Annotated in this window: 15 protein-coding genes and 1 tRNA gene; 5 read left to right on the top strand and 11 right to left on the bottom strand. The window is 65.3% G+C overall.

Going from position 1 to position 24,996, the window contains the following annotated elements:
- Positions 1–88: 88 nt before the first annotated feature.
- A complete protein-coding gene (locus MRBLMU1_RS31480) occupies positions 89–8,887 on the bottom strand; it encodes a DUF4214 domain-containing protein (protein ID WP_363510332.1) in 8,799 nt (2,932 codons plus the stop codon).
- 293 nt (positions 8,888–9,180) lie between these two features.
- A complete protein-coding gene (gene ychF / locus MRBLMU1_RS31475) occupies positions 9,181–10,272 on the bottom strand; it encodes a redox-regulated ATPase YchF (protein WP_363510329.1) in 1,092 nt (363 codons plus the stop codon).
- A gap of 276 nt (positions 10,273–10,548) precedes the next feature.
- On the opposite strand from ychF, the gene MRBLMU1_RS31470 reads away from it, so the two are divergent.
- Together MRBLMU1_RS31470 and MRBLMU1_RS31465 are read left to right on the top strand one after the other, a co-directional pair.
- Positions 10,549–11,196 carry a glycine zipper 2TM domain-containing protein gene (locus MRBLMU1_RS31470; protein ID WP_363510326.1) on the top strand — a complete coding sequence of 216 codons (648 nt, stop codon included), beginning with the start codon at positions 10,549–10,551 and terminating at the stop codon, positions 11,194–11,196.
- Between the two features lie 121 nt (positions 11,197–11,317).
- Positions 11,318–13,147 (top strand): DUF885 domain-containing protein, encoded by a 1,830-nt coding sequence (locus MRBLMU1_RS31465; protein WP_363510323.1) that lies wholly within the window; start codon positions 11,318–11,320, stop codon positions 13,145–13,147.
- A gap of 16 nt (positions 13,148–13,163) precedes the next feature.
- Here MRBLMU1_RS31465 and MRBLMU1_RS31460 read toward each other — a convergent pair whose 3' ends face one another.
- From MRBLMU1_RS31460 to MRBLMU1_RS31425, 8 genes are all read right to left on the bottom strand, one after another.
- Positions 13,164–14,471, bottom strand: coding sequence for an amidohydrolase (locus MRBLMU1_RS31460; protein ID WP_363510320.1), 1,308 nt, complete (start codon positions 14,469–14,471; stop codon positions 13,164–13,166).
- 59 nt (positions 14,472–14,530) lie between these two features.
- Entirely contained in the window at positions 14,531–15,112 is a 582-nt protein-coding gene (pth, locus tag MRBLMU1_RS31455; protein WP_363510317.1) for an aminoacyl-tRNA hydrolase, read from the bottom strand.
- Positions 15,113–15,223: 111 nt separating this feature from the next.
- The gene (locus tag MRBLMU1_RS31450; RefSeq protein ID WP_090326040.1) at positions 15,224–15,859 is read right to left on the bottom strand and encodes a 50S ribosomal protein L25/general stress protein Ctc; all 636 of its coding nucleotides are present in this window, start codon (positions 15,857–15,859) and stop codon (positions 15,224–15,226) included.
- Between the two features lie 175 nt (positions 15,860–16,034).
- A complete protein-coding gene (locus MRBLMU1_RS31445) occupies positions 16,035–16,985 on the bottom strand; it encodes a ribose-phosphate pyrophosphokinase (protein ID WP_090326037.1) in 951 nt (316 codons plus the stop codon).
- A 148-nt stretch (positions 16,986–17,133) separates the two neighbouring features.
- Positions 17,134–17,210: transfer RNA gene (locus tag MRBLMU1_RS31440), tRNA-Gln, on the bottom strand.
- A gap of 79 nt (positions 17,211–17,289) precedes the next feature.
- A complete protein-coding gene (gene ispE / locus MRBLMU1_RS31435; protein ID WP_363510313.1) occupies positions 17,290–18,168 on the bottom strand; it encodes a 4-(cytidine 5'-diphospho)-2-C-methyl-D-erythritol kinase in 879 nt (292 codons plus the stop codon).
- 17 nt (positions 18,169–18,185) lie between these two features.
- Positions 18,186–18,806, bottom strand: a complete 621-nt coding sequence (locus MRBLMU1_RS31430; protein WP_363510310.1) for an outer membrane lipoprotein LolB — start codon at positions 18,804–18,806, stop codon at positions 18,186–18,188.
- A gap of 19 nt (positions 18,807–18,825) precedes the next feature.
- Entirely contained in the window at positions 18,826–20,604 is a 1,779-nt protein-coding gene (locus MRBLMU1_RS31425) for a tetratricopeptide repeat protein (RefSeq protein ID WP_363510308.1), read from the bottom strand.
- A 154-nt stretch (positions 20,605–20,758) separates the two neighbouring features.
- Here MRBLMU1_RS31425 and mutM point away from each other — a divergent pair, with 154 nt between their 5' ends.
- From mutM to mutY, 3 genes are read left to right on the top strand one after another with little or no spacing between them, the layout of a single operon-like run.
- Positions 20,759–21,592 (top strand): bifunctional DNA-formamidopyrimidine glycosylase/DNA-(apurinic or apyrimidinic site) lyase, encoded by an 834-nt coding sequence (gene mutM, locus MRBLMU1_RS31420; RefSeq protein ID WP_363510305.1) that lies wholly within the window; start codon positions 20,759–20,761, stop codon positions 21,590–21,592.
- 26 nt (positions 21,593–21,618) lie between these two features.
- Complete coding sequence (locus tag MRBLMU1_RS31415) at positions 21,619–23,547, top strand: dynamin family protein (RefSeq protein ID WP_363510956.1); 1,929 nt, start codon at positions 21,619–21,621, stop codon at positions 23,545–23,547.
- 18 nt (positions 23,548–23,565) lie between these two features.
- A complete protein-coding gene (mutY, locus tag MRBLMU1_RS31410) occupies positions 23,566–24,696 on the top strand; it encodes an A/G-specific adenine glycosylase (RefSeq protein WP_363510303.1) in 1,131 nt (376 codons plus the stop codon).
- Here the strand turns inward: mutY and MRBLMU1_RS31405 are convergent.
- A complete protein-coding gene (locus MRBLMU1_RS31405) occupies positions 24,693–24,995 on the bottom strand; it encodes a hypothetical protein (RefSeq protein WP_363510301.1) in 303 nt (100 codons plus the stop codon). The two genes, mutY and MRBLMU1_RS31405, sit on opposite strands and share 4 nt — an antisense overlap.
- Position 24,996: the final 1 nt, after the last annotated feature.

Genomic DNA, 24,996 nt, shown 5'->3' with positions numbered 1-24,996 from the left:
TCGATGGCCCCCCGGCGGATTGGCGGGCCTCGCCCGCTAATCCACCCCAAGTGTTTCAGACCACGCCAGCTTTCCGTATCCCGGCCCCTTAGATCAGGAAATCGGCCAGCGTCATCGTCGGCGTGCCGGTCAACACCGCCACCTGCGTCAGTTCCGTGGCCGACACGATCGCGTCCTCGTCGCCCGACTTGAACAGATACAAGGTGGTGGCGGTACCGGTCGAGACCGCGAACAGCGCCGTCTCGCCGACCGCGTAGGCGGCGCTCGCCGAGCCGATCGCCGCCGCCGCGTTGGCGGCGCCGGCGCCGGCCGCGCCCTGGCTGAACAGCACCAGCTCGGACCCGCGCGCGAACCCGCCCGGCGCGTCGCGCGTGTCGGCGCCGTCGAGCGTCAGGTCGCCATTGCCCACCGCCAGCGCGGCCAGGTTCGGCGCGAGATGGTCGGTGCCGGAGACGAAGTCGGCGATCGTGTCGGTGCCGGCCAGGCTGTTGAGCACGAAGGTATCGGCCCCGGCGCCGCCGGTCAGTTTGTCGTCGCCGGCGCCGCCGGTCAGCACATCGTCGCCCGCTCCACCGTTGAGCACGTCGTTGCCGGCGCCGGACTGGATGGTGTTGCCCAGCGCGTTGCCGGTGCCGGTGAAGGCCGCCGCGCCGGTGTAGCGCAGGTTCTCGACGTTGGCCGCCAGCGTGTGGCTGGCCAGCGAAGTGTCGACGCGGTCGGTGCCGCCGTCGAGCGCTTCGACCACCTTGTCGCCGGCGGCGTCGACCACGTAGTAATCGTCGCCGTCGCCGCCGACCAGGCTGTCGGCCCCGGCGCCGCCGTTGAGCGTGTCGTTGCCGGCGCCGCCGATCAGGGTGTTGGCCGCCGCGTTGCCGATCAGCACATTGTATTCGGCGTTGCCGGTCACGTTGACGGCGATGCCGGCCGCCGCCGTCACGGTGGCGTTCTCGACGTTCTCGGACAGCACGTAGGTGCCGGCGGCGGTGAAGCCCACGTTGACCTGGTCGGTGCCGTCGAGCCAGGACTCGACGATGACGTCGCCCGGCGCGCTGACGACATAGATGTCGTTGCCGGCGCCGCCGGCCATGGTGTCGTTGCCGGCCAGGCCGTCGATGATGTTGTCGCCGCCAGGGCCGTACAGGTTGTCGTTGCCGGTGGTGGCCACATTGCCGCTCACTTTAAGCAGTTCCACCGTCATCGGGGTGGCGATGAACACCACTGTTTCGATGTTGCGCAAGGTGGTGGCGTTGCCGGCGCGATCGGTCAGCACGACATCGGTGGCGGTCGGCCGCGAGACCATGTAATCGGAAAAGTCGCCCGACATTTGCGCGACGTCGTCGCCGGCGCCGCCATCGAGGGTGTCCGCGCCCTCCGACGCGAACAACTGGTCGTGGCCCGCGCCGCCGGCCAGGCTGTCGTTGCCGCGCCCGCCATCGAGGATATCGTTGCCGGCCCCACCGTCGAGCTTGTTACCGAAGTCGCCGCCGTCGATGCGGTTCTCCAGCGCGTTGCCGATGCCGGTGAAGGCGCCCGCGCCCACATAGGTCATCGCTTCGACGTTGGCCCCCAGCGTGTAGGCGGCGGCCGTGGTCAGCACCACGTCGTACCCGCCGTCGGCCAGCTCGGTGATCACATCGCCGGTCTCGCCGACCAGGTACAGATCGCCGTCGAGGCCGCCGGCCAGGACGTCGTTGCCGGCGCCGCCGTCGAGCGTGTCGTTGCCTTCGCCGCCGGTCAGGCGGTTGCTGGCCGCGTTGCCGACCAGCAGGTTGTTCGACGCGTTGCCGGTCAGGTTCACCGCCCCGGTCGACATGATGCTGGCTTGCTCGACGTTCGCCCCCAGCACGTAAGTGCCCGCAGCCAGCGTGACCCGGGCCTGGTCCAGGCCCTCGCCGGCAATTTCGGCCACCACGTCGCCGACGTTGTCGACCATGTAGATATCGTCGCCGCCGCCGCCGAACATGAAATCGGCGCCGACACCGCCGTCGAGCACGTCGTCGGCGTCGGTGCCGGTGATGATGTCGTTGCCGACCCCGCCGGAATTATTCTGCACCTGCGCCAGGGTCATGCCGACGCCGTCGAAGTAGAAGTGCTCGATGCCGCGCACCGTGACCGCCACGCCGCTGGCGTCGGTCAACACGGTGTCGGTGGCGGTCGGGCGCGTGACCTTGTAGCCGGAGAACGCGCCCAGGCCGTAGGCGATGTCGAAGCCGGCGCCGCCGTCGAGCGTGTCGCGTCCGCCGCTGGCCTGCAATTGATCGTCGCCCAGGCCGCCGGTCAGGCTGTCGTTGCCGGCGCCGCCGACCAGGGTGTCGTTGCCGGCACCGCCGTCCAGTTTGGCCGCGTTGCTGCTGCCGGAGAACAACTGGTTGGCGTCGGCGTTGCCGGTGCCGGTGAAGGCGCCGGTGCCGTCGAAGATCAAGCGCTCGACATTGGCGCTCAGCGTATAGACGGCCGCCTTGCTGAAGACGTGGTCGATGCCGTCGCCGGCCTGCTCGACGATCACGTCGCCGGTCTCGGCCACCTGGTACTCGTCGTCGCCGCTGCCGCCGGCGAGCGTGTCGATCCCGGCGCCGCCGGCCAGCACGTCGTTGCCGGCGCCGCCGGCCAGGTTGTTCGCCCCGGCGTTGCCGCCGATGTAGTTGTCCAGCGCGTTGCCGACGACATTGATCGCCACGCCGGCCGTCGTGGTCATGACGACCTGCTCGACATTGTCGGCCATCGTATAGGTACCGGCCGCCGCGAAGTCCAGCACCGCCAGATCGAGGCCTTCGCCCGCCATTTCGACAATGACGTCGCCGGGCGCCGACAACAGATAGCTGTCATCGCCATCGCCGCCGGTCAGGGTATCGTTGCCCAGGCCGCCGTCAAGCGTGTCGGCCGCCAAGCTGCCATGCATCAGGTCGTCACCTGGACTGGCGATGTTTTCGCGCAGCTCCTCCAGGGTCAGCGTGGCGTCGGCGAAATCGAAGAACTCGACGTCGTGCACGATGACCGTCGCCCCCGAACGATGCGTCAGCAGCACGTCGGTGGCGTTTGGACGGGTCACCGTGTAGTTGCCGAAGTAATCCAGCGCGCTCAAGCGGTCGCTGCCGGCGCCGCCGTCGACGCTGTCCTTGCCGGCGCCGCTGAAGAAGGCGTCGTTGCCGGCGCCGCCCAGCAGATTGTCGTTGCCGCGGCCGCCGGCGAGCACGTCGTCGCCGGCGCCGCCGTCCAGTCTGGAGCCGCCGTCGCCGGCCAGGATCAGGTTGGCCTGCGCGTTGCCGGTGCCGGAAAACGCCGCCGTGCCGTCGTATTCCAGGATCTCCAGCTGGGCGCCGAGGGTGTAGCTGGCCAGGGTGGTGACAACCGTGTCCACGCCCTCGTTCGCCAGTTCGGTGACGGTGTCGCCGCCTTGGCCCACGTGGTACAGGTCATCGCCCGCGCCGCCCCGCAGCATGTCGTTGCCGAGACCGCCGTCGAGGGTGTCGTTGCCGGCGCCGCCGAGCAGCGTGTTGGCGGCGGCGTTGCCGGTCAACCAGTTGTCAAGCGCGTTGCCGGTCAGATTGACGGCAATCGACGCGGCCGCCGTCACCGTGGCGTCCTCGACGTTGTCGGCCAGGGTGTAGGTGCCGGCCTTGGTCAGCGCCACCCGCACCAGGTCTTGTCCGGCGCCGGCCTCCTCCAGCACCACGCTGGCGGCGTCGGCGATCACATACGTGTCGTCGCCGCCGTAGCCCTCGAGCGTGTCGACGCCGGCGCCGCCATCGATCAGGTCGGCGTAGTCGTAGACGTGGCCGTACAAGTGGTCGTTGCCGACGGTGGCGATGTTGTACTGCAGTTCCGCGATGCTGAAGGACGTGTCCCAGAAGCTCACCGCCTCGACGTTGCGCAGTACCAGCGCGGTGCCGCCGGCGTCGGTCAGCACGGTGTCGGTGGCGTTCGGGCGGGTGACGGTGTAGTCGAACGAGTAGCCGCCCACCGCCACGGTATCGATGCCGAGGCCGCCGTCGATGGTGTCCTTGCCGGTGCCGGCGTCGAACTGGTCGTTGCCGGCGCCGCCGAGCAGGCTGTCGTGGCCGGCGCCGCCGGTGAGCGTGTCGTTGCCGGCGCCGCCGTCGAGCTTGTCGTTGCCGGCGCCGCCGGTGATGGCGTTGTCCAGCGCGTTGCCGGTGCCGCTGAAGGCCACCTTGCCGGTGTAGTTCAGCGTCTCGACGTTGGCGGCCAGGGTATAGGTCGCCAAGGTGGTGTCGACAATGTCGTCGCCTTCGCCGGCCAGCTCGGTGACGACGTCGCCCGCCTCGGTCACCACGTAGGTGTCGTCGTCGGCGCCGCCGATCAGCTTGTCGTTGCCGGCGCCGCCGGCCAAGGTGTCGTTGCCGGCGCCGCCGGTCAGCGTGTTGGCGGCGGCGTTGCCGGTCAGTGCGTTGTGGAGTGCGTTGCCGGTCAGGTTGAGGGCCGCCGTGGACGTGATGATGCCGGCCTCCACGTTGTCAGCCAGCGTATAGACGGCGCCGGCCGTCGTCAGCGCCACGCGCGCGGTGTCGATGCCCATGAACTGTTGCTCGACGATCTGGCTGGCCTTGTCGACGATGATGTAGGTGTCGTTGCCGGCGCCGCCGGACATCGTGTCGGCGCCGGCGACGCCGTCGATCGTGTCGTCGCCGTCGGTGCCGCCGAGCACGTCGGCGCCGGGGCTGGCGACATTGAACAGCACCTGCGCCATCGTAAAGTCGCCGGAGAAGGTCGACACGTTCTCGACATTGCGCACGGTGGCGCTGTGGCCGTTGCGGTCGGTGAAGACGACATCGGTCCCTTGCGGGCGCGAGACCGTGTATTCGTCCATGGCGCCGTAGAGCACCAGCGTGTCGACGCCGTCGCCGCCGTCGATGGTGTCCTTGCCGAAGAAGCCCTGGAACTGGTCCTCGCCGAGACCGCCGCTCAGGCTGTCGTTGCCGGTGCCGCCGCGCAGCAGATCGTCGCCGCCAGCGCCGTCGAGCTTGTTGCCGCCGTTGCCGCCGACCATGGTGTTGTTCAATCCATTGCCGGTGCCGGTGAAGGCGCCGGTGCCGGTGTAGGTCAGCACGTCGACGTTGGCGCTCAGCGTGTACGTCGCCACCGACACGCGCACGTGGTCCCAGCCCTCGTCGGCGTTTTCGGTGACCGTGTCGCCGGCATCGGCGACGAGGTAGACGTCGTCGCCGATGCCGCCGATCAGCTTGTCGGCGCCGGCGCCGCCGTCGAGCGTATCGGCGCCCGCGCCGCCGGTCAACGTATTGACGGCGGCATTGCCGGTCAGCAGGTTGTCGAGGTCGTTGCCGGTCAGGTTGATGGCGGCCTTGGAGGTGATGGTGCCGTTTTCGACATTTTCGGCCAGCACGTGGCCGCCCGGTGTGGTCAGCGCGACGAGCGCCGTGTCGATCCCGGCGCTGATGCGCTCGAAGATGACGTCGCCGGCGTTGTCGACCATGTAGGTATCGTCGCCCTCGCCGCCGCTCATGGTGTCGGCGCCGAGCCCGCCGTCGATGGTGTCGTTGCCGTCGCCGCCAGCCAGCTTGTCGTCGCCGGGGCTGACGATGTTGTACTGCACATCATCCAGTGAGCGGTTCATGTCGTCAAAGCTGAATTGCTCGACGTTGCGCACGACGATCACGTGGCCGGTCTTGTCGGTGAGCACGGTGTCGACCGCGTTCGGGCGCGTGGCGACATAGTCGCGCGCGTAGCCGTCGATCCGCAGCTCGTCGATGCCGTCGCCGCCATCGACCGTGTCCCTGCCGGGGCCGGCGATAAAAATGTCGTCGCCTTCGCCGCCCAGCAAGCTGTCGGCGCCCAGGCCGCCGATAAGCCGGTCGCCGTCGGCGCCGCCGTCGAGCGTATCGTTGCCGTCGCCGCCGGTGAGCGTGTTCGACATCGCATTGCCGGTGCCTTTGAAAGCGGCGCTGCCGGTATAGCTCAGATTTTCGACATTGGCCGTCATGGTATAGGTCGCCACCGACGCGTACACGCTGTCCACTCCATCGTTCAGCGCCTCGGTGACCGTATCGCCGGCGTCGGCGACGATGTAGACATCATCGCCCAGGCCGCCGATCAGCTTATCGGCGCCGGCGCCGCCGTCGAGCGTGTCGTCGCCGTCGAGGCCGGTCAGGGTGTTGGCCGCGGCATTGCCGGTCAGCGTGTTGCCCACCGCGTTGCCGGTCAGGCCGACCGCCGCCGTCGAGGTGATGATGCCGTTTTCGACGTTGTCGCCCAGCGTGTAGACCACGCCCGCCCCCGCCAGGCCGACACGCGCGGTGTCGATGCCGCCGCCCCAGGTTTCGACGATGGTGTCGCCGACGTTGTCGATGATGTAGGTGTTATGGTCGCCGCCGCCCTCCATGGTGTCGGCGCCGGGGCCGCCGTCGAGCACAGCGTTCTCGACGGCCGGGTCCGGATACAACTTGTCGTCGCCGACGCTGGCGATGTTGTAGATCAGCGCGTCGCGCGTGACGAGATGGTCGTCAAACAGGAAATTCTCCACATTGCGCACGGTGATGACATTGCCAGCCTTGTCGGTCAGCGTGGTGTCGGTCGCGTTCGGGCGGCCCACGGTATAGTCGCCCGCGCGGCCGAGCTCGCGCCAGTTGCCGGCCACGCGCAGCACGTCGACGCCGTCGCCGCCGTCGATGGTGTCCTTGCCCGTCCCGCCGTCAAGGCTGTCATCGCCGGCGCCACCCAGCAGGCTGTCGGCACCGGCGCCGCCGGTCAGCGTGTCGTTGCCGGCCCCGCCGTCGAGCTTGTTGTTCCCGTTGCCGCCGGTGATGATGTTGTCGAACGCGTTGCCGGTGCCGGTGAAGGCGGCCACGCCGGTGTAGGCCAGGTTCTCGACGTTGGCTGTCAACGCGTAGGTCGCCAGCGTGGTCCGCACGCTGTCCGCGCCCTCGCCGGCCAGCTCGGTGACCACGTCGCCGGCCACGTCGACAACATAGCTATCATTGCCGCTGCCACCGGTGAGCTTGTCGGTGCCGGCGCCGCCATCGAGCGTGTCGTTGCCGGCGCCGCCGGTCAGCGTATTGGCCGCCGCGTTGCCGGTCAGGGCGTTGTTGAGCTCATTGCCGGTGAGATTGACCGCCACCGCCGCGGCCGCCGTCACGATGGCGTCCTCCACGTTGGCCGCCAGCACGTAGGTGCCGGCCGCCGTCAGCGCCACCTGCACCAGGTCGAGGCCTTCCCCGGCGTTTTCCAGCACCACGTCTGCCGCGTTGAGGAGCACGTAGGTGTCGTCGCCCAGGCCGCCGCTCAAGGTGTCGACGCCGAGGCCGCCGTTGAGCACGTCGTTGCCGTCGGTGCCATGCAGCCTGTCGTTCAAGGCGCTGGGAACGTTGTCCTGCACCTGCGCCAAGGTCCGGTCGCCGTCGGCGAAGGCGAAATTTTCCACGCCGCGCGCGGTGATCACGTTGCCCGCGCCGTCGGTCAGCACCGTGTCGGTCGCGGTCGGCCGTGTGACGGTATAGTCGCTGAACTTGCCCAGGCCTTGCAGCAGATCGGCGCCGGCGCCGCCGTCGACGATGTCCTTGCCGGTCGCGCCGATGAAGGTGTCGTCGCCCAGGCCGCCGATCAGATTGTCGGCGCCATTGCCGCCGATGAGTTTGTCGTTGCCGGCGCCGCCATCGAGCTTGTTGCCGGCATTGCCACCGGTGATAACGTTGTCGAGCGCGTTGCCGGTACCGGTGAAGGCGGCCCCGCCGGTGTAGGCCAGGTTCTCGACGTTGGCCGTCAGCGTGTAGGTCGCCAACGACGTCCGCACGCTGTCCGTGCCCTCGCCCGCCAACTCGGTGACAGCATCGCCGGCCACATCGACGACATAGGTATCATTGCCGCTGCCGCCAGCCAGCTTGTCGGCGCCTGCGCCGCCATCGAGCGTGTCATTGCCGGCGTTGCCGGTCAGCGTATTGGCGGCCGCGTTGCCGGTCAAGACGTTATCGAGCGCGTTGCCCACCAAGTTCACCGCGATCGTGGCGCTCGTCACCGTCGCGTTCTCGACGTTGGCCGCCAGCGTGTGGGTGCCCGCCGCGGTATAGGCGACATTGACCTGGTCGGTCCCCTCTCCGGCGTTCTCGACAACAACGTCGCCGGCGACGTTGACCACGTAGGTGTCATCGCCCACGCCACCGGCGAGCAGGTCGGCTCCGGCGCTGCCCTTCAGCGTGTCGTTGCCCGACACGATCACGTTGCTGGTGACCGATTCGCGCGTGCCAAGTCCATCGGTGTAGATCGCGGTGACGGTGATCGGCTTGCCGACCTGCGCCGCCGTCAGCGTGAAGGTGTCCGACGTCGCCCCATTGATGGCCACGCCAGCGGCCTTCCATTGGTAACTGACCGCCCCGAGGCCGTCGGCGTCGGCAAGGGTATGGAAAGCGGTCAAAGTCTGGCCTTCGATGGCCGTGCCGCTGGCGATGACGGCGCCCGTGGCCGCGTTGTTAAGCGGGGCGCCGGTCACCCGCGCTACGGCTTCAGGCAACGCGGCCAGCGCAACAGCGAGCGACGCGAGGTCCGTGACTGCCGTGATGTATGCCCTGGCCAATGCGGCGGCGGCCGGGTTGGCGTAACCGCTGATTTCAGCTACCGCATCCAGCTCGGCAGTGAACGCTTCGGCCGCCGCTATCTTGCTATTGAAAGCGATTAAGTCGCCGTTTTGCGCCCCGTCGGCCACTGTGAGAATGAGATCGGCAAGGGTCATCTTGCCACTTTGCAACAAACCAGTCCAGAAGAACAGACTGGCACTCTCTGCATGACGGCCATATAAATTCACGTAGAGCTGGTCGACAACCACCTCGTTGGATAACCCATCGGATGCCGACGTGAATTCCGCAGAAGTGGACAGGGCGGTCTTTAACGCCGCCAGCATGGCGTCGCGGTTTTGTTCAACCATGCCTGCCCAGTAGGCAAGGCTCACAGGATCGGCGGGGCGGCCGAGGTATGCAACGTAGAGTTTTTGAATGTCGTGTACGTTGCTACTGCCTGCCATAACTGCTTCTCCCGAAAAAGCTGATGCCAGCTTCCGTAATGGTTGGTGGACTCCCGAAGGATGTTGTTAACAATACTATCATTTCCTTTGAGAAATTACCAATAAAAATTACCAGCTTGGCAAGCAATAATTAATCTCGGAAACGAAAACAGCCCCGCAAGCTGAGCTTGCGGGGCTGTTTTCGTGGCGAGGCAGCGTTAGACGTTGAACAGGAAGTTCAGCACGTCGCCATCCTTGACCACGTATTCCTTGCCCTCGGCGCGCATCTTGCCCACTTCCTTGGCGCCAGCCTCGCCCTTGTACTGGATGAAATCGTCGTAGGCGATCGTTTGCGCGCGGATGAAGCCGCGTTCGAAGTCGGTGTGGATGACCCCGGCGGCCTGCGGCGCGGTATCGCCGATATGGATGGTCCAGGCGCGCACTTCCTTGACGCCGGCGGTGAAGTAGGTCTGCAGGCCGAGCAGCTTGTAGGCGGCGCGGATCAGGCGGTCCAGGCCCGGCTCTTCCATGCCCATGTCGTTCAGGAACTCGGTCTTGTCGGCGTCTTCCAGGTCGGCGATCTCGGCTTCGATCGAGGCGCAGATGGCGACGATCGGCGCGTTCTGGGTGGCGGCATAGGCGGTCAGCTGGTCGAGGAGCGGATTGTTCGTGAAGCCGGTGTCGGAGACGTTGGCGACGTACATGGCCGGCTTGGCGGTAATCAGGCACAGCGGCTTGATCAGGGCCATCTCGTCGGCGTCCAGGCCCATGGCGCGCACCGGCTTGGCTTCGTTCAGGTGCGGCACGATGCGCTCCATGATGGCCAGCAGCTTGGCCGCGTCCTTGTCGCCGGAGCGGGCTTTCTTGTTTTCGCGGTGGATGGCTTTTTCCACGGTGCCCAGGTCGGCCAGCGCCAGCTCGGTCTGGATGACTTCGATGTCGTCCAGCGGGCTGACCTTGCCGGCCACGTGGATCACGTTGTCGTCCTCGAAGCAGCGCACGACGTTGACGATGGCGTCGGTTTCGCGGATGTGCGACAGGAACTGGTTGCCCAGGCCCTCGCCCTGCGACGCGCCGGCGACCAGGCCCGCGATGTCGACGAATTCGACGATGGCGTTGACCATGCGCTCGGGCTTGACGATCGCGGCCAGCGCAGCCATGCGCGGGTCCGGCACCTCGACCACGCCGACGTTGGGCTCGATGGTGCAGAACGGATAGTTTTCAGCCGGGATGCCGGCTTTGGTCAGGGCGTTGAAAAGGGTGGACTTGCCGACGTTGGGCAGGCCGACGATGCCGCATTGGAGACTCATGGAAAACCTTTAATAATCAAATGTTGCCGGCAAGCGGCTGGTGAAAAACGGCCGACTCGGGCGTTTTTGAATATTCCTGCTATTTAAAGCGTTCAAGGATCAATTGTACCTCCCCCGCCCCCAGTCTTCAAAAAAACCGGGGTCTACACCTGGCGTCGTCATGCCATTCGGAACAATTGCTTACATTTGATACGAAATCTGCGTCAGTCGGATCGCCGCGCCGCGCGTTAGTTGCTTGTAGTCAAACAAGCCACTCAACACATAAAAGGTAGAAAAATGAATAACACATCCAATTCCAAGCTGCATCCGATGATCATGGCCGCCGCGGCCGCCGTTGTGCTGGTCAGTGGCGTGGGCGTCGCCGCCATCATGGGCTGGCTGCCTTCTTCGAACTCGCAGAATCAGGACCCGTCGCTGGCGCCCAACGGCCAGCCGCTGGTCGAGCAAACCGCGCCGGCCGCGCCGAACCGCGACCAGGTGCGCGAACCGGTCCGTGAACAAGTCCGCGAACCAGTCCGCGAGCCGGTCCGTGAAGCCGTGCGCGACAAGCCGGTCGTCAAGCACACCCCGGTCAAGAGCGCGCCGGCCGTGTGCAACAACTGCGGCGTGATCGAAGCCGTCAACGAAATCGAGACCCGTGCCGAAGGCAGCGGCGTCGGCGCGGTCGGCGGCGCGCTGGTCGGCGGCCTGCTGGGCAACCAGGTTGGCGGCGGCAACGGCCGCAAACTGGCCACCGTGGCCGGCGCCATCGGCGGCGCGGTCGCCGGCAACCAGATCGAAGGCAAGGTCAAGGCCAGCAAGAGCTATGACATCGTGGTGCGCATGAACGACGGTTCGGTGCGCAAGTTCCATCAGACCGAGCAGCCATCGTGGCACCAGGGCGACGACGTACGCGTGGTCGACGGCGGCCTGCGTTCGAACTGACCGTCCGCGCCGGCGGGCGATTTCCCGGTGAATTGTTTAGTGCTAGACTTCCTGGCGAACAATTGACCACGTCAAGATAAGCCGCCCGATGGGCGGCTTATCTGCTTACCAGGAAATGTCCATGCCCCACACTCGCTGCCGCGCCCCGTTGCGGACTTCCGTACTGATCACCAGTCTCCTGTTTGCCGGCATCGGCATGTTGCCTGCCCAGGCCGCGCAAACGTCGACCGCCCAGGCCAGCCAGGCCCAGAAGCAACTGGCGAAACTGGCGGCGGCGTTCCACGCGGCGCGCTGCAAATTCGATCCGCTGCTGTTTGCCACCGCCAACGGCGACAGCCGCTACAACGATCAAATCGGTCTGAGCATCTCCCCTTCGGTGCGCGCCGCCCAGTTCACGCAGTACCGCCAGATGCAAAAGCAGTTGATGGCCGTGCGGCGCGACCAGCTCGGCGAGCAAGACCAGTTGACCTACGATCTGCTGTCCTACGAACTCAATAACGCGATGCAGCTGGAGTCCTTCCCGGAGCATCTGCTGCCGCTCAACCAGTTCGACAACGTCCCCAGCACCCTGGCCAATTACGCCGACGGCACCGGCTCGCAGCCGCTGGGCACCGTCGCGCAATATCAGGCCTACCTGGGCCGGCTGAAGCAGTTGCCGGCCTGGATAGACCAGGCCATCGCCAACATGAAGCAAGGCATCCGCGCCGGCGTCGTGCAACCGAAGGCGATCACGGTGGCGATGCTGCCGCAGTTCCAGAACCTGCGCGCGGCCACGCCGGAGACGAGCGTCTACTATTCGCCGATCACGCGCATGCCGGCGCAGTTCTCCGCCGCCGACAAGCAAAGGCTGGCGGCGGCCTACCTGAACACGGTCGACACCAAGATCGCCCCGGCGCTGACCCGCCTGGTGGACTTCCTGCAAAACGAATACCTGCCGGCCAGCCGCGCCAGCACCGGCTGGAGCGCGCTGCCGAACGGCGCCGCCTGGTACGCCGCCCGCATCAAGGACAGCACCAACCTGCCGCTGGCGCCGGACGCGGTGCACGCGCTGGGCCTGAAGGAAGTGGCGCGCATCCAGCAGCAGTTGACGGCGCTGGGGCCCAAGCTGGGCTACGACGGCCCGGAAAAGCAGCTGCCGCAGTGGATGGCCGCGCAGCAGAAGTTCAAGATCTTCACCACCGACGAGCAGGTGCTCGACGCCTACCGGGCGCTCTACGCGACGGTGCAGGCCAAGCTGCCGACCTACTTCAGCCTGATCCCGAAGGCGCAGATGGAGCTGCATCTGGAACCGGAGCTGACGCGCGCGACCGCCTCCGACCACTACACGCCGCCGGCGGCGGACGGCTCGCACCCCGGCGTGTTCTGGCCGGTGGTCAACGATCCGAAACAGTACAGCCGGGTCGACATGGTCAGCCTGTTCCTGCACGAGGGCGTGCCGGGCCACCACCTGCACGGCGCGCTGCTCAAGGAGTTGGACCTGCCGGACTTCCGCAAGTTCAGCACCGAAAATCCGAACAGCGCGGCCTACACCGAGGGCTGGGCCTTGTATTCGGAGACGCTGGGCCGCGAGCTGGGCCTGTACGACGATCCGGTGGCCTACTACGGCCATCTGAACGCGGAGATGCTGCGCGCGGCGCGCCTGGTGGTCGACACCGGCATGCACGCCAAGGGCTGGAGCCGCGAGCAGGCGATCGCCTATCTGGCCGACACGCTGGGCTGGAGCGAGGCGCGCGCCAGGAACCAGATCGAGCGCTATATGGTGTGGCCGGCGCAGGCGCTGAGCTACAAGATCGGCTCGCTGAAAATCCTGGAGCTGCGCGCGCGGGCGCGGGAGGCGCTGGGCGACAAATTCAGCTACCAGAAATTCCACCAGGTGGTGATCGGCGACGGCACGCTGCCGTTGCCGATCCTGGAGGCGCGCGTGGACAAATGGATCGCCGCCAGCAAATAAACACGCGGGTTAGGATTTATTTGGACATCACGTTCAGCACCGCCAACGTCATCGCCTGCGCCGCCGTCTTGATCGACGGCTCCGGCACCGGCGCGTAGTACGGCGAGTGGTTGAAGGCGATCGGCTTGCCGCCCGGCTTGTCCGCCTCGGCCACCGCCTTCGGATCGTAGACGCCGGTGAAGAAGAACATCGACGGGATGCCTTCGTTGGCGTAGACCGAGAAGTCCTCGCTGGCCGTCATGGCCGGCATGCGCGCGACGTTGGCGTCGCCGAAGGCTTGCTTGAGCACGCCCTCGGTGCGCGTGACCAGCGCATCGTTGTTGACGATGGCCGCGCCGCCGGTGATCAGCTCCACGTCCGGCGCCGGCGCATCGGCCATCGCGGCCGAGGCGTTGGCGACGCGCCGCACGCCGGCCAGGATCTTCGCGCGCACTTGCGGGTTGTAGGTGCGGATGGTGCCGCGCACCTTGACCGAGTCCGGGATGATGTTGCCGACGCTGCCGCCGTTGATCGCGCCTATCGTCACCACGCCGAATTCCTTCGGATCCTTTTCGCGGCTGATGACCGTTTGCACGTCGACCACGAAGCGGGCGGCGATGGTGATCGGGTCGAGCGCCTTGTCCGGCGCCGAGCCGTGGCCGCCGCGCCCCTTGAAGGTGATTTCGATCGCGTCCGAGTTCGACGACACCGGGCCGCTGTTGTAGCCGATGGTGCCGTAGGCCAGCGGCCACGAGTGCAGCGCGAACGCGTAGTCCGGTTTCGGGAAGCGCTTGAACAGGCCGTCGTCGAGCATGGCCTTGGCGCCGGCGACGATTTCCTCGGCCGGCTGGCCGATGAACATCAACGTGCCCTTCCATTGCGATTTCATCGCCACCAGGGTGCGCGCGGCGCCCAGCCAGGCCGTCATGTGGACGTCGTGGCCGCAGCTGTGGGCGACCATCGTGTCCTTGCCGTCGAGCGTGGCGTGGGCCTTGCTGGAATAGGCGAAGCCGGATTTTTCCTCCATCGGCAGGCCGTCCATCTCGGTGCGCACCAGCACCGTCGGGCCGGCGCCGTTCTTGTAGATGGCGACGATGCCGGTCTTGCCGACTTTCTCGGTGACGTCGAAGCCGATGGCGCGCATCTCGGCGGCCAGCTTGGCGGCCGTGCGCACTTCCTGGAAGGCGACTTCCGGATGCGCGTGCAAATCCTTGTAGATGACGTCGAGCTTGGGATACATGCCGTCGATCTGTTTGGCGACGGCGCCGCTATCCGGGGCCTGCGCGTGCGCGGAGGCGGCCAACAATAAAGATGTTACGAGTGCGGCGATCGGCAAGCGCTTCATTGATGGTGTCCTTAGTCTGAGGGAAAGAATTCCCTCAGCATACCATCGTCGCGCCGGCTTTAGACTGTGTGCAGTTTCATCGTCGCCGCCTCGAACTTGCCGTCGACGATCAGCGGCATGACCTGCAGCGATTTTTCGATGGCCTGCTCGATCAGGTCCTGGTCTTCGCGGCGCGGCCGGTGCAGCACGAAGTCGGCCACCTGCTGTTGCAGGCTGAGCGTGCGCGGATGGCCGATGCCCAGGCGCAGCCGCCAGTAGTCCTGCGTGCCGAGCGCGGCGGTGATGTCCTTGAGGCCGTTGTGGCCCCCCGACGAGCCGCCCTTCTTCAGGCGCGCGACACCCGGCATCAAATCGAGCTCGTCGTGCACCACCAGCACCTCGTCCGGGTTGATCTTGAAGAAACGGCACAGGCCGCCGACCGATTGTCCGGAGCGGTTCATATACGTCTGCGGTTCCAGCAGCCACACTTCCTGGCCGGCGATCTGGCTCTTGGCGGCCAGCGCGTTGTATTTGGTCTCGCGCTGCAGGCGCGCGCCGACGTCGTTGGCGAGGTTGTCGACCAGCCAGAAGCCGGCATTGTGGCGGGTTTGTTCGTATTCGGCGCCGGGATTGCCGAGGCCGACGATGAGGCGTATGGGCATGGGATGCTCAATCAAGGAAAACGATATTATCGGTCAAACGAAAAAAAACCCCCGACGGCCTTGGGCTAGCGGGGGTCCTTCATTGCCGCCGCATCGCTGCGGCGTTCAATATTACTTCTTGGCTTTAGCGGCTGGCTTGGCATCGGCTGCTGGAGCGGCTTCAGCGGCGTCGGCTTCGGCCGACACGTGGCCTGGCGGCACCGAAGCGGTGGCGATGGTCAGGTTGGTGCCGGCGGCAACAGCGGTAACACCAGCTGGCAAGGTCAGTTCGTCGATGTGCAGCGAGTTGCCGACGTCGATGTTGGTCAGGTCGACGGTGATGAACTCTGGCAGGTCTTTCGGCAGGCACGACACTTCGATTTCGTTGGCGACGTGGCTGATGGTGGCGCCGTGCAGCTTGACCGCTGGCGACACTTCGGCGTTGGCGAAGTGCAGAGCGACTTTCATGTGCACTTTCTTGCCGGCGTCGACACGCTGGAAGTCAGCGTGCAGAACCAGTTGCTTGAACGCGTGGACTTGGAAGTCGCGCAGCAGCACTTGCTGGGTCTTGCCGTCGATTTCCAGATCCAGGATCGACGAGTGGAAGGCTTCTTTTTTCAGCGCGTGGTACAGCGCGTTGTGGTCCAGCGAGATGGTCACTGGCGCTTCGGTACCGCCGTAGATGATGCCTGGGGTTTGGCCCGAATTGCGCAGGCGGCGGCTCGCTCCGGAACCTTGCAATTCGCGTTTGAATGCAACAACTTTCATGTGTAACTCCAAAAATAACAAGGCTCGCGCCTCGTGTTATGAAGCCCCCGCGACCAGGGTGCTTCGAAAATGAGCTGACTGCGCTCATGAAACCGGGAAGTACAACGGCGCGCGGGGCAAATTTGCCACGCGCGCCGCTAAAAAACAGTAGCGTCGTTTATCGCTTACTTATCGATCAGTCGATAAACAGGGAGATCACGGAATCGCCCTTGATGATGCGTTTGAACGTCTCGGCCAACAGCGGCGCGCAGGTCAGCTGGCGGATCTTGCCGCAGGCACGGGCCGCGTCGGACAGCGGAATCGTGTCGGTCACGACCAGCTCGTCCAGCGACGAATTGGCGATGCGCTCGATCGCAGGACCCGACAGAACCGCGTGGGTGCAATACGCGACGACCTTGGTGGCGCCGCGCTCTTTCAGCACTTCCGCCGCCTTGACCAAGGTACCGGCGGTATCGACCATGTCATCCATGATGACGCAGTTGCGGCCTTCGACTTCGCCGATGATGTTCATCACTTCGGAGACGTTGGCTTTCGGACGGCGCTTGTCGATGATGGCCAGGTCGCAGCCCAGGCGTTTGGCCAGGGCGCGCGCGCGTACCACACCGCCGACGTCCGGCGACACCACCAGCAGGTCCTGGTAGTTCTTCTTCTGCAGATCGCTCAGCAGAATTGGCGAAGCATAAATATTATCGACCGGGATATCGAAGAAGCCCTGGATCTGGTCCGCGTGCAGGTCCATGATCAGGACGCGCTCGACGCCGGCGCTTTCCAGCATGTTGGCCACGACTTTGGCCGAGATCGCGACACGCGCCGAGCGCGGGCGGCGGTCCTGGCGGGCGTAACCGAAGTAAGGGATGGCGGCGGTGATGCGGCCGGCCGAGGCGCGTTTCAACGCGTCGACCATCAGGATCAACTCCATCAGGCTGTCGTTGGTTGGTGCGCAAGTCGATTGCAGAACGAAAACGTCTTTACCGCGAACGTTCTCGTTAATCTCGACCATCACTTCGCCGTCCGAGAATTTCGAAACGTTTGCCTTGCCGAGTGGAATGCCGAGATTTTTTGCGACTCCTTCTGCCAACGCAGGATTAGCGTTGCCGGTAAAAACCATCAGGTTTTCGTAAGCCATGGGAGTCCCAGAGATAGTCGATGAAATTTTTGATGTCGCCAGCGGAAGCCGCGTGGCGCTGTACTCAGAATGATCCGCGCCGGGCGCGGACATTGATGCTTGCCTTGGCCGGAGACTAATGCCTCGACGGTGACACAAGGAAAACGAATGGCAGGGGAACAAGGATTCGAACCTTGGTATGCTGGAATCAAAATCCAGTGCCTTAACCAGCTTGGCGATTCCCCTACGCAACTGACTGCTTGTCGCTACAACGGCGAGTATTTTATCGCCAATTTCACGCCAAGCCAAATCTTTTTTTACCCGTCTACAACATTTTAGTGAGCGGATGCCGTGTCAGCGCCTGGGCTTTCCATGCTTTCCACCTGGCCGGCACTTGTTGAAGTACCGCGTCGGCGTCGGCCTGGGTTGCCACTGCACAAAATACACAAGCACCGGAACCAGTCATCCTGGCATCACCGTGAGCACCGAGCCATTCTATCGCCTCTGCTACCGGCGGGAACAAACTCGTTGCCACTTGCTGTAAATCGTTCCTTCCGTACCCCTTCAAATCAGTTTGATTTTCGTGGTAGCTGGAAAAGTCCGTTATTATGACGGGCGGTGTGTTCCTTGTCAAATGTTCCGAGCAAAAAATTGCCGCAGTCGGCACCGCCACCCCGGGTTCGATGACGACATACCAACAATCGGGCGCTTTCACCGCTTGCAGCGCCTCGCCCACGCCCTCGGCGAACGCGGTTTCGCCGAAGATGAAGAACGGGATGTCCGCGCCCAGTGGCAGGCCCAGCGCCATCAACTCCTCCTTCGTTAGACCGGCGCGCCACAAATGGTTCAATACCATCAAGGTGGTGGCCGCGTCCGACGAGCCGCCGCCCAGGCCGCCGCCCATCGGCAGGATCTTGTCGATGGCGATATCGACGCCGCGCGGCAAAGCGCCGGTACGGCGCAGCACCTCGGCCTGCAACAGCCTGGCGGCGCGGATGATCAGGTCGCCCTCCTCCGGCACCCCTTCGATCGCCGTCACGCGGCGCAGCGCGTCGTCGTCACGCAAGGTGAAATGCAAGGTGTCGCCGTGGTCGACCAGTTGGAAGACGGTTTGCAGCAGGTGGTAGCCGTCGGCACGGCGGCCGTTGACGTGCAGGAAAAGGTTCAGTTTGGCCGGGGCCGGGCAATTCTTCAGGCTGGTCATCGAAGTGAAGGATGGTTTTATTGTGCGGCGGGGTCGATCACGATGCGGATCGACATGTCGTCGACTTGCTGGCCCAGCGCGATGCGGGTGACGTCGATGCGTTTCGGTTGCGGCGCGGCCGCCGACTCATCCTGCCACGACACGTAGTCGAGCTTCCAGCCGTCGCGGGTGACCACGGTGTCGCTGGCCGGCGAGGCGCTGAAGCGGCCGCCGTCGGCGGCCACCGCGTACCCCTGCAGCCAGTCGCGCAGGCCGGAGACCGGCAAGGTCCAGCCCAGGGTCTGGCGGGTCAGGCTATCCAGGTCGGACGCGGTGCGGGTCGGCTCGCCGCTGCGCTTCAACGTGGCCGCAGTCGGCGTGACATTGATGATGGCGACCGTCTGCCCGGTCGGCGAGATCAAGGTGACGTCGGTGTTGGCCGCCGTTTGCCGCCAGGTGAATTTGCCGCTCAGCGACTCCTGCTTGCCGTCCCGGCTGTAATTGATGGCGATGCGTCCGGCCAGGTCGAGTGTGTCGCGGTACGGCGCGACGGCGGTGGTCGAGCGTGGCGCGGAGGTGGTGGCGCAGCCGGCCAGCACCGCAAGCGCGCCGGCCAGCGCCAGCGTGCTTGCCGCGCGGCGGGAAATGGAAATCGTCATCAGTGGTGATTGCTATCGGTTACAGGTTTTGATTCAGGCGCGCCAGCGTATTCTTGAGCGCGTCGTTCTTGGGATCTTTGCTTTTGGCTTCCTGCCACATCTTTTGCGCGCCGGTGACGTCGCCCTTGACGAACAACACCTCGCCCAGATGCACGGCGATCTCCGGATCGGCGCGCAGCGCGTAGGCGCGGCGCAGCAGCGATTCCGCCTCGTCCAGGTTCCCCATGCGGAATTGTACCCAGCCCATGCTGTCCATGATGAACGGATCGCCCGGCGCCATCTTCATCGCCTGGTCGATCAGCGCGTAGGCTTCCGGCAGGCGCTCGTTGCGCTCGGCCAGCGAGTAGCCCAGCGCGTTGTAGGCGTGCTGGTTGTCGGGCGCGGCGATCATCACCTGGCGCAGCGCTTTTTCCATCAGCTCCACGTTGCCCAGTTTTTCCGCCACCAGCGCGAAGTCGTACAGCAGGTCTGGATTGTCCGGATAGCGCTTGATGGCGTTCTCCAGCACCGTGTAGGCGGCGCGGGTGTCGCCGGCGTCGCGCAGCAACTGGGCGTCGGTCTGGAAGATCTGCGCCTGGTCGGCGGGGTCGGCCGGCGTCAAGGTGGCCAGCTGCTTGCGCGCGCCGTCGACATCGCCCTTGCGCGCCGTCAGCGTCGCCATTTTCATGCGCGCGGCCAGGTACAGCTTGGGGTCGTCGCCTTCGATTTTCTCCAGCCACTTGTAGGCGCCGTCGACGTCGCCGCGCTGCTCTGCGATCTGCGACAGGATCATCAGCACCTTGGACGGGTCGCGCTCGTCGTCCGGATGGTCGTCCATGACGGTGATGAAACGCGTGAAATATTTCTCCGCCTCGGGCAAATCGTTGGTCTGCATCGCCATCACGCCCAACGCGTACAAGGTGGCGATGTTGTCGGGCTGGTCCTTCAGCAAGGTCAGGAATTGCTGGCGGGCCGGTTCGAGCTGCTTGGAATCGACCAGGATGCGGGCGTAGGCGGCGCGCACCTCGCGCGCCTTCGGATATTTCTCCAGGAAATCGGTCAGCACCTTGCCGGCGGCGTCGATGTCGCCGGAGACCTGCGCCATGGTCAGCACCGCCAGCTCGGAATCTGGCTTGATGGCCTGGGCTTTTTGCGCCTCGGCGCGGGCGCGCTCGGCGTCGTTGACGGCGAAGGCGCCCTGCGCCAGGATCAGGTGGCTTTCGAGCATGTCGTCGTAGGGCGCCAGCACGCGCTCCTGCAGCGCGAACGCGGCCGCCTTATCCTTGGCCCGCAGCATGAATTGCTGCATCTGCATCATCGCCATGCCGCGCTGGGCCGCCGGGGCCGCCTTCAGGCGCTGGGCGAAAATCGCCTCCGCCTCGCTCAAGTCTTCGTTGACGACGGCAAAGCCGAGGAAATACTGGGTCGCCTCGTCCGAATCGGGCGCCAGTTCGCGCCACAGGCGGATCGCCGCCAGCGCCTCCTGGCCCTGCTTGGCGGCCAGCGCCATCTCGGCGGCGCGGCGGGCCAGGCGCGGATCGCGGGTCTGCTGGGCCAGCGCCAGCATCGTGATGTAGGCGCCCTGCCACTGCCCCTGCTTGAATTCGAGCTCGGCCTTGGTGATGCGGAACAGCATGTCGCCGGTCAGGGCATTATTGGGCAGCACTTCCGGCACGGGCGCTGGCGCCTCCACCACGGCGGTGGCGCTGTCGGGGGCGGCAGGCTCCGGCGCGGGGGTGGACTCGGCCTGTTTTTGCGGCGCCAGGGCGCACGCCGACAGCAAGGCGGAGAGGGTTACAATGGCGAAAGCGTTTTTCAAGGGAAGATCCTGGGTCGGCGAGGTACGCGGTGATTTTACGCGCAACGCATCGGTTGTGTGTTTTGACTAGTGTAACCAAATATTTTGCCCCGGCCAGGTTGCGACGGCTTCCAGCGCCCCGATATCCGACGATTAGCCCTCATTTGCCATCCACATGCCAGAATTACCAGAAGTTGAAGTGACGCGGCGCGGTGTCGCGCCCCATATCGAAGGCCGCACCGTGCACGACGTGGTGCTGCGCCGCGCAGGCCTGCGCTGGCCGTTTCCCGCCCAGCTGCAACAACTGCTGGCCGGACGCCTGGTGGTGCGCACCGGGCGGCGCGGAAAATACCTGCTGGTCCACTTCGAGCACGGCACCCTGATCATCCACCTGGGCATGTCGGGCCACCTGCGGGTGATGGCGCCGGGCATCGAGCCGGAAAAGCACGACCATTTCGATCTGGTGGTCGAGGGTCCGCAAGGCAGACAGGTGCTGCGCATGAAGGATCCGCGCCGCTTCGGCGCCGTGCTGTGGCATGACGACGCCGACGGCCTGCTGGAACACCACGTGCTGCTGCGCGAACTGGGCGTGGAGCCGCTGGAAACGGGCTTTACCGGCAAATTGTTGTACGATCAGACCCGCCAGCGCAGCGCACCCGTCAAGCAGGTGCTGCTGGCCGGCGATATCGTGGTCGGCGTCGGCAATATTTACGCCTCGGAAAGTTTATTCCGCGCGGGCATCAATCCGAAGACGCCGGCCAAGCGCATCAGCCTGGCGCGCTACGAGAAACTGGCGCAGGCGATCCGCGAGATCCTGGCCGAGGCCATCGTCCAGGGCGGCAGCACCTTGCGCGATTTTATTAGCGTCAACGGCCAGTCGGGTTATTTCCAGCAGACGTATTTCGTCTATGATCGTGCTGGCGTGCCCTGCAAGGTGTGCGCGGCGCCGGTGCGGCAGATCAAGCAAGGGCAGCGGTCCACTTTTTACTGTGTGAATTGTCAGAAGTGAACTTTAAAACAAGGGCGGAAAGCATGATGGCCAGGGATTTCGAGCATTACAGCGCCTGGCGGCAAGGCGTGGTGACGGCGCTGAAAAACTACCAGTCCTGGGTGGCGGCCGCGTCGCTGACCGACGCAGCCACCGACCAGCGCATCGCCCGCACCCTGGCGCGGCTGGCCGACGATAAACTGTCGGTGGCCTTCGTCGCCGAGTTCTCGCGCGGCAAATCGGAACTGATCAACGCCATCTTCTTCGCCGACTACGGCCAGCGCATCCTGCCGTCGGCCGCCGGCCGCACCACCATGTGTCCGACCGAGCTGATGTACGACCCCAGCTTCGCGCCATCGATCCGCCTGCTGCCGATCGAGACGCGGGCCGACAACCTGTCGACCAGCGACTACCGCGAGCAGCCATCGGCCTGGACCGTGCTGCCGCTGAACCTCGAGGTCGGCGCCGACATGCACGAGGTCTTCAAACAGGTCAGCATGACGCGCCACGTGCCGGTCGAGGAGGCCAAGCGCTACGGCCTGTACGACGAGGACGATCCCGACATGCCGGTCACCTTGAGCGAGGACGGCAAGGTCGAGATTTCGCTGTGGCGCCACGCCATCATCAACTTCCCGCACCCGCTGCTCAAGCAGGGGCTGGTGATCCTGGACACGCCCGGCCTGAACGCCATCGGCACCGAGCCGGAGCTGACGTTGAACCTGATCCCGAACGCGCACGCGGTGCTGTTCATCCTGGCCGCCGACACCGGCGTGACCAAGAGCGATATCGAGGTCTGGCGCAACCACATCGGCGCCGGCGCCGGCCGCCTCGTCGTGCTCAACAAGATCGACAGCATGTGGGACGAGCTGCGCAGCGAGGCCGAGGTCGACGTCGAGATCGAGCGCCAGCAGGCCAACGTCGCCCATGTGCTGGCGCTCGAACCGCGCCAGGTGTTTCCGGTGTCGGCGCAAAAGGCGCTGGTGGGCAAGATCACGCAGGACAAGGCCCTGCTCGCCCGCAGCCGCCTGCAGGCGCTCGAGGGGGCGCTGTTCGACGAGCTGATCCCGGCCAAGAAGGACATCGTGCGCAAGCAGCTGAGCGAGGAACTGCGGGCGCTGAGCGTGGCGCAGATGGCCCTGGTCAACGCGCGCTCGCGCGGCATCGTCGAGCAATTGCACGAACTCAAGAGCCTGCGCGGCAAGAACCAGACGGTGATCGCCCACATGATGCGCCGCATCGATGTCGAGAAGAAGGAATTCGACGCCAGCCTGTTCAAGCTGCAGGCCACGCGCGCGGTGTTCACGCGGCTGTCGACCGAGCTCTACACAAGCATCGGCATGGACATCGTGCGCGACGACATCGACCTGGTGCGCGAGCAGATGCAGCGCAGCCGCTTCTTCACCGGCGTGCGCGAGGCGGTGCGCAATTATTTCGAACGCATCCGCGCCAACCTCGACGCCTCCGAGCGCAAGACCGTCGAGATCAGCGAGATGATGGGCGTGATGTACCGCCGCTTCGCCAGCGAGCACGGCTTGACCTTGGCGCTGCCGATGCCGTTTTCGCTGGGACCATACCGCGACGAGATCGCGTCGATCGAGGCGATCTACTACAAACAGTTCGGCACCGCGACGCTGATCACGACCAGCCGCGTGGTGTTGATGGAGAAGTTTTTCGACACCATCGCCTCGCGCGTGCGCGGCTGCTTCAAATCGGCCAACAACGACGCCGAGGCGTGGCTGAAGGTGATCATGGCGCCGCTGGAGGCGCAGATCCGCCAGCACAAGGACCAGCTCAAGCACCGTCTGGCGTCGATCCAGCGCATCCACGACGCCACCGACAGCCTGGAGCAGAAGATCGACGCGTTCGAAAGCAGCCAGCAGCAGCTGGAGGCGCAGAAGCTGCGTCTGACGGAACTGGCGGCCGCCATCGGCACCGCCATCAACGCGGAATTCGAGGCGCTCGACGCCGCCGCATAAGTATATTTTGGGAAAAGAATGAAGGTTGAAGTTGTAGAGAATTTCGCCGATCCGAGTTTTTCATCGGACCTGATCGACTGGCAGAAACAGCACGGGCGCCACGCGCTGCCCTGGCAGAACACCACCGACGCGTACCTGATCTGGCTGTCCGAAATCATGCTGCAGCAGACGCAGGTGTCGGCGGTGCTGGGCTATTACGCGCGCTTCCTGGAACGCTTTCCGACCTTGCGCGACCTGGCGGCGGCGCCGGTCGAGGACGTCATGGCGCAGTGGAGCGGCCTGGGCTACTACACCCGCGCGCGCAACCTGCACAAGTGCGCGCAGCGCGTGGTGGCCGAGTACGACGGCGTGTTCCCGTCCGACCCGGCGCTGCTGGCCGAGCTGCCCGGCATCGGCCGTTCGACGGCGGCGGCGATCTCGGCGTTTTCCAGCGGCACGCGCGCGGCCATCATGGACGGCAACGTCAAGCGGGTGTTCGCGCGCGTGTTCGGCATCGACGCCTATCCGGGCGAGCGCCGGACCGAGGAGATGATGTGGCGCCGCGCCGAGGCGCTGTTGCCGGAGCACGGCATCGAGTCGTACACGCAGGGCTTGATGGACATGGGTGCGACCCTGTGCACGCGCAGCAGCCCGTCGTGCGAGCGCTGCCCGATGCGGCCGCGCTGCGTGGCCTTCGCCACCAACCGCACCAAGGACCTGCCGGTGCGCAAGCCGAAGAAGACGTCGCCGGAGAAGCATTCGGTGATGCTGGCGATCATCGACAACGGCCAGGTGCTGCTGGAGCAGCGGCCGCCCACCGGCATCTGGGGCGGCTTGCTGTCGCTGCCGGAGCTCGACGGCCATGTGCTGGCCGAGGACGACGACATCCCGGCGGCCGGCGACGACGCGCTGATACTGGCGGTCGGCAGGTTCGGCGAAATGGAATCGCACGAGCGGCTGTCGACGGTCACGCACGTTTTCACGCACTACAAGCTGCACATCGCGCCGTACCGCGTGACGTTGGCGCGGCGCGTGCCGATGGCGGCCGAGGCCGGCCACGTCTGGTACGACGCGGCCAAACTCGCCGACGCGGCGCTGCCGGCGCCGATCAAGAAGCTATTAATGGAGTTGATGGGCGACGCGCGTGACGCGCAGGCGCGGATGTTTTAAAGGGCGAACCTGACGAAGGCCATGAACACGCCGGTCAGCGTGATCATGCTGCCGACACACCAGCGCACCATGCGGGTTTCGCTTTGCGAAAGTTTGCACAGTATGTTGGCTTCCAACGCCGTCAGGGCATCTTTTGTCGCGTAGTTGGCCTGGATGGATGCGACGCGTTCTTCGAGTCTGGCAAAGTCTTGATTAGTCACAAAGTGCTCTCGCGCAAAAGCCGCCTCGGCCTTCAACGTGGCAACGTCTTTTTCCACGGCGGTCAGCCGCTTATCGATTTCAACGATTTGCTCATCCATA

This window comes from Burkholderia sp. LMU1-1-1.1, from assembly GCF_040675865.1.
Classification (GTDB): Bacteria; Pseudomonadota; Gammaproteobacteria; order Burkholderiales; family Burkholderiaceae_D; genus Rugamonas.
Note: the sequence above shows the minus strand (reverse complement) of the source record. Positions and strands in the feature narration are given on the sequence as shown.

Coding starts and splice junctions, on each gene's coding strand:
- MRBLMU1_RS31415 (WP_363510956.1), top strand. CDS start 21,619: ATGGCCAGGGATTTCGAGCATTACAGCGCCTGGCGGCAAGGCGTGGTG.
- MRBLMU1_RS31445 (WP_090326037.1), bottom strand. CDS start 16,985: ATGGCTTACGAAAACCTGATGGTTTTTACCGGCAACGCTAATCCTGCG.
- MRBLMU1_RS31465 (WP_363510323.1), top strand. CDS start 11,318: ATGCCCCACACTCGCTGCCGCGCCCCGTTGCGGACTTCCGTACTGATC.
- ispE (WP_363510313.1), bottom strand. CDS start 18,168: ATGACCAGCCTGAAGAATTGCCCGGCCCCGGCCAAACTGAACCTTTTC.
- MRBLMU1_RS31470 (WP_363510326.1), top strand. CDS start 10,549: ATGAATAACACATCCAATTCCAAGCTGCATCCGATGATCATGGCCGCC.
- MRBLMU1_RS31460 (WP_363510320.1), bottom strand. CDS start 14,471: ATGAAGCGCTTGCCGATCGCCGCACTCGTAACATCTTTATTGTTGGCC.
- mutY (WP_363510303.1), top strand. CDS start 23,566: ATGAAGGTTGAAGTTGTAGAGAATTTCGCCGATCCGAGTTTTTCATCG.
- MRBLMU1_RS31405 (WP_363510301.1), bottom strand. CDS start 24,995: ATGGATGAGCAAATCGTTGAAATCGATAAGCGGCTGACCGCCGTGGAA.
- MRBLMU1_RS31450 (WP_090326040.1), bottom strand. CDS start 15,859: ATGAAAGTTGTTGCATTCAAACGCGAATTGCAAGGTTCCGGAGCGAGC.
- mutM (WP_363510305.1), top strand. CDS start 20,759: ATGCCAGAATTACCAGAAGTTGAAGTGACGCGGCGCGGTGTCGCGCCC.
- MRBLMU1_RS31430 (WP_363510310.1), bottom strand. CDS start 18,806: ATGACGATTTCCATTTCCCGCCGCGCGGCAAGCACGCTGGCGCTGGCC.
- pth (WP_363510317.1), bottom strand. CDS start 15,112: ATGCCCATACGCCTCATCGTCGGCCTCGGCAATCCCGGCGCCGAATAC.
- MRBLMU1_RS31480 (WP_363510332.1), bottom strand. CDS start 8,887: ATGGTTGAACAAAACCGCGACGCCATGCTGGCGGCGTTAAAGACCGCC.
- ychF (WP_363510329.1), bottom strand. CDS start 10,272: ATGAGTCTCCAATGCGGCATCGTCGGCCTGCCCAACGTCGGCAAGTCC.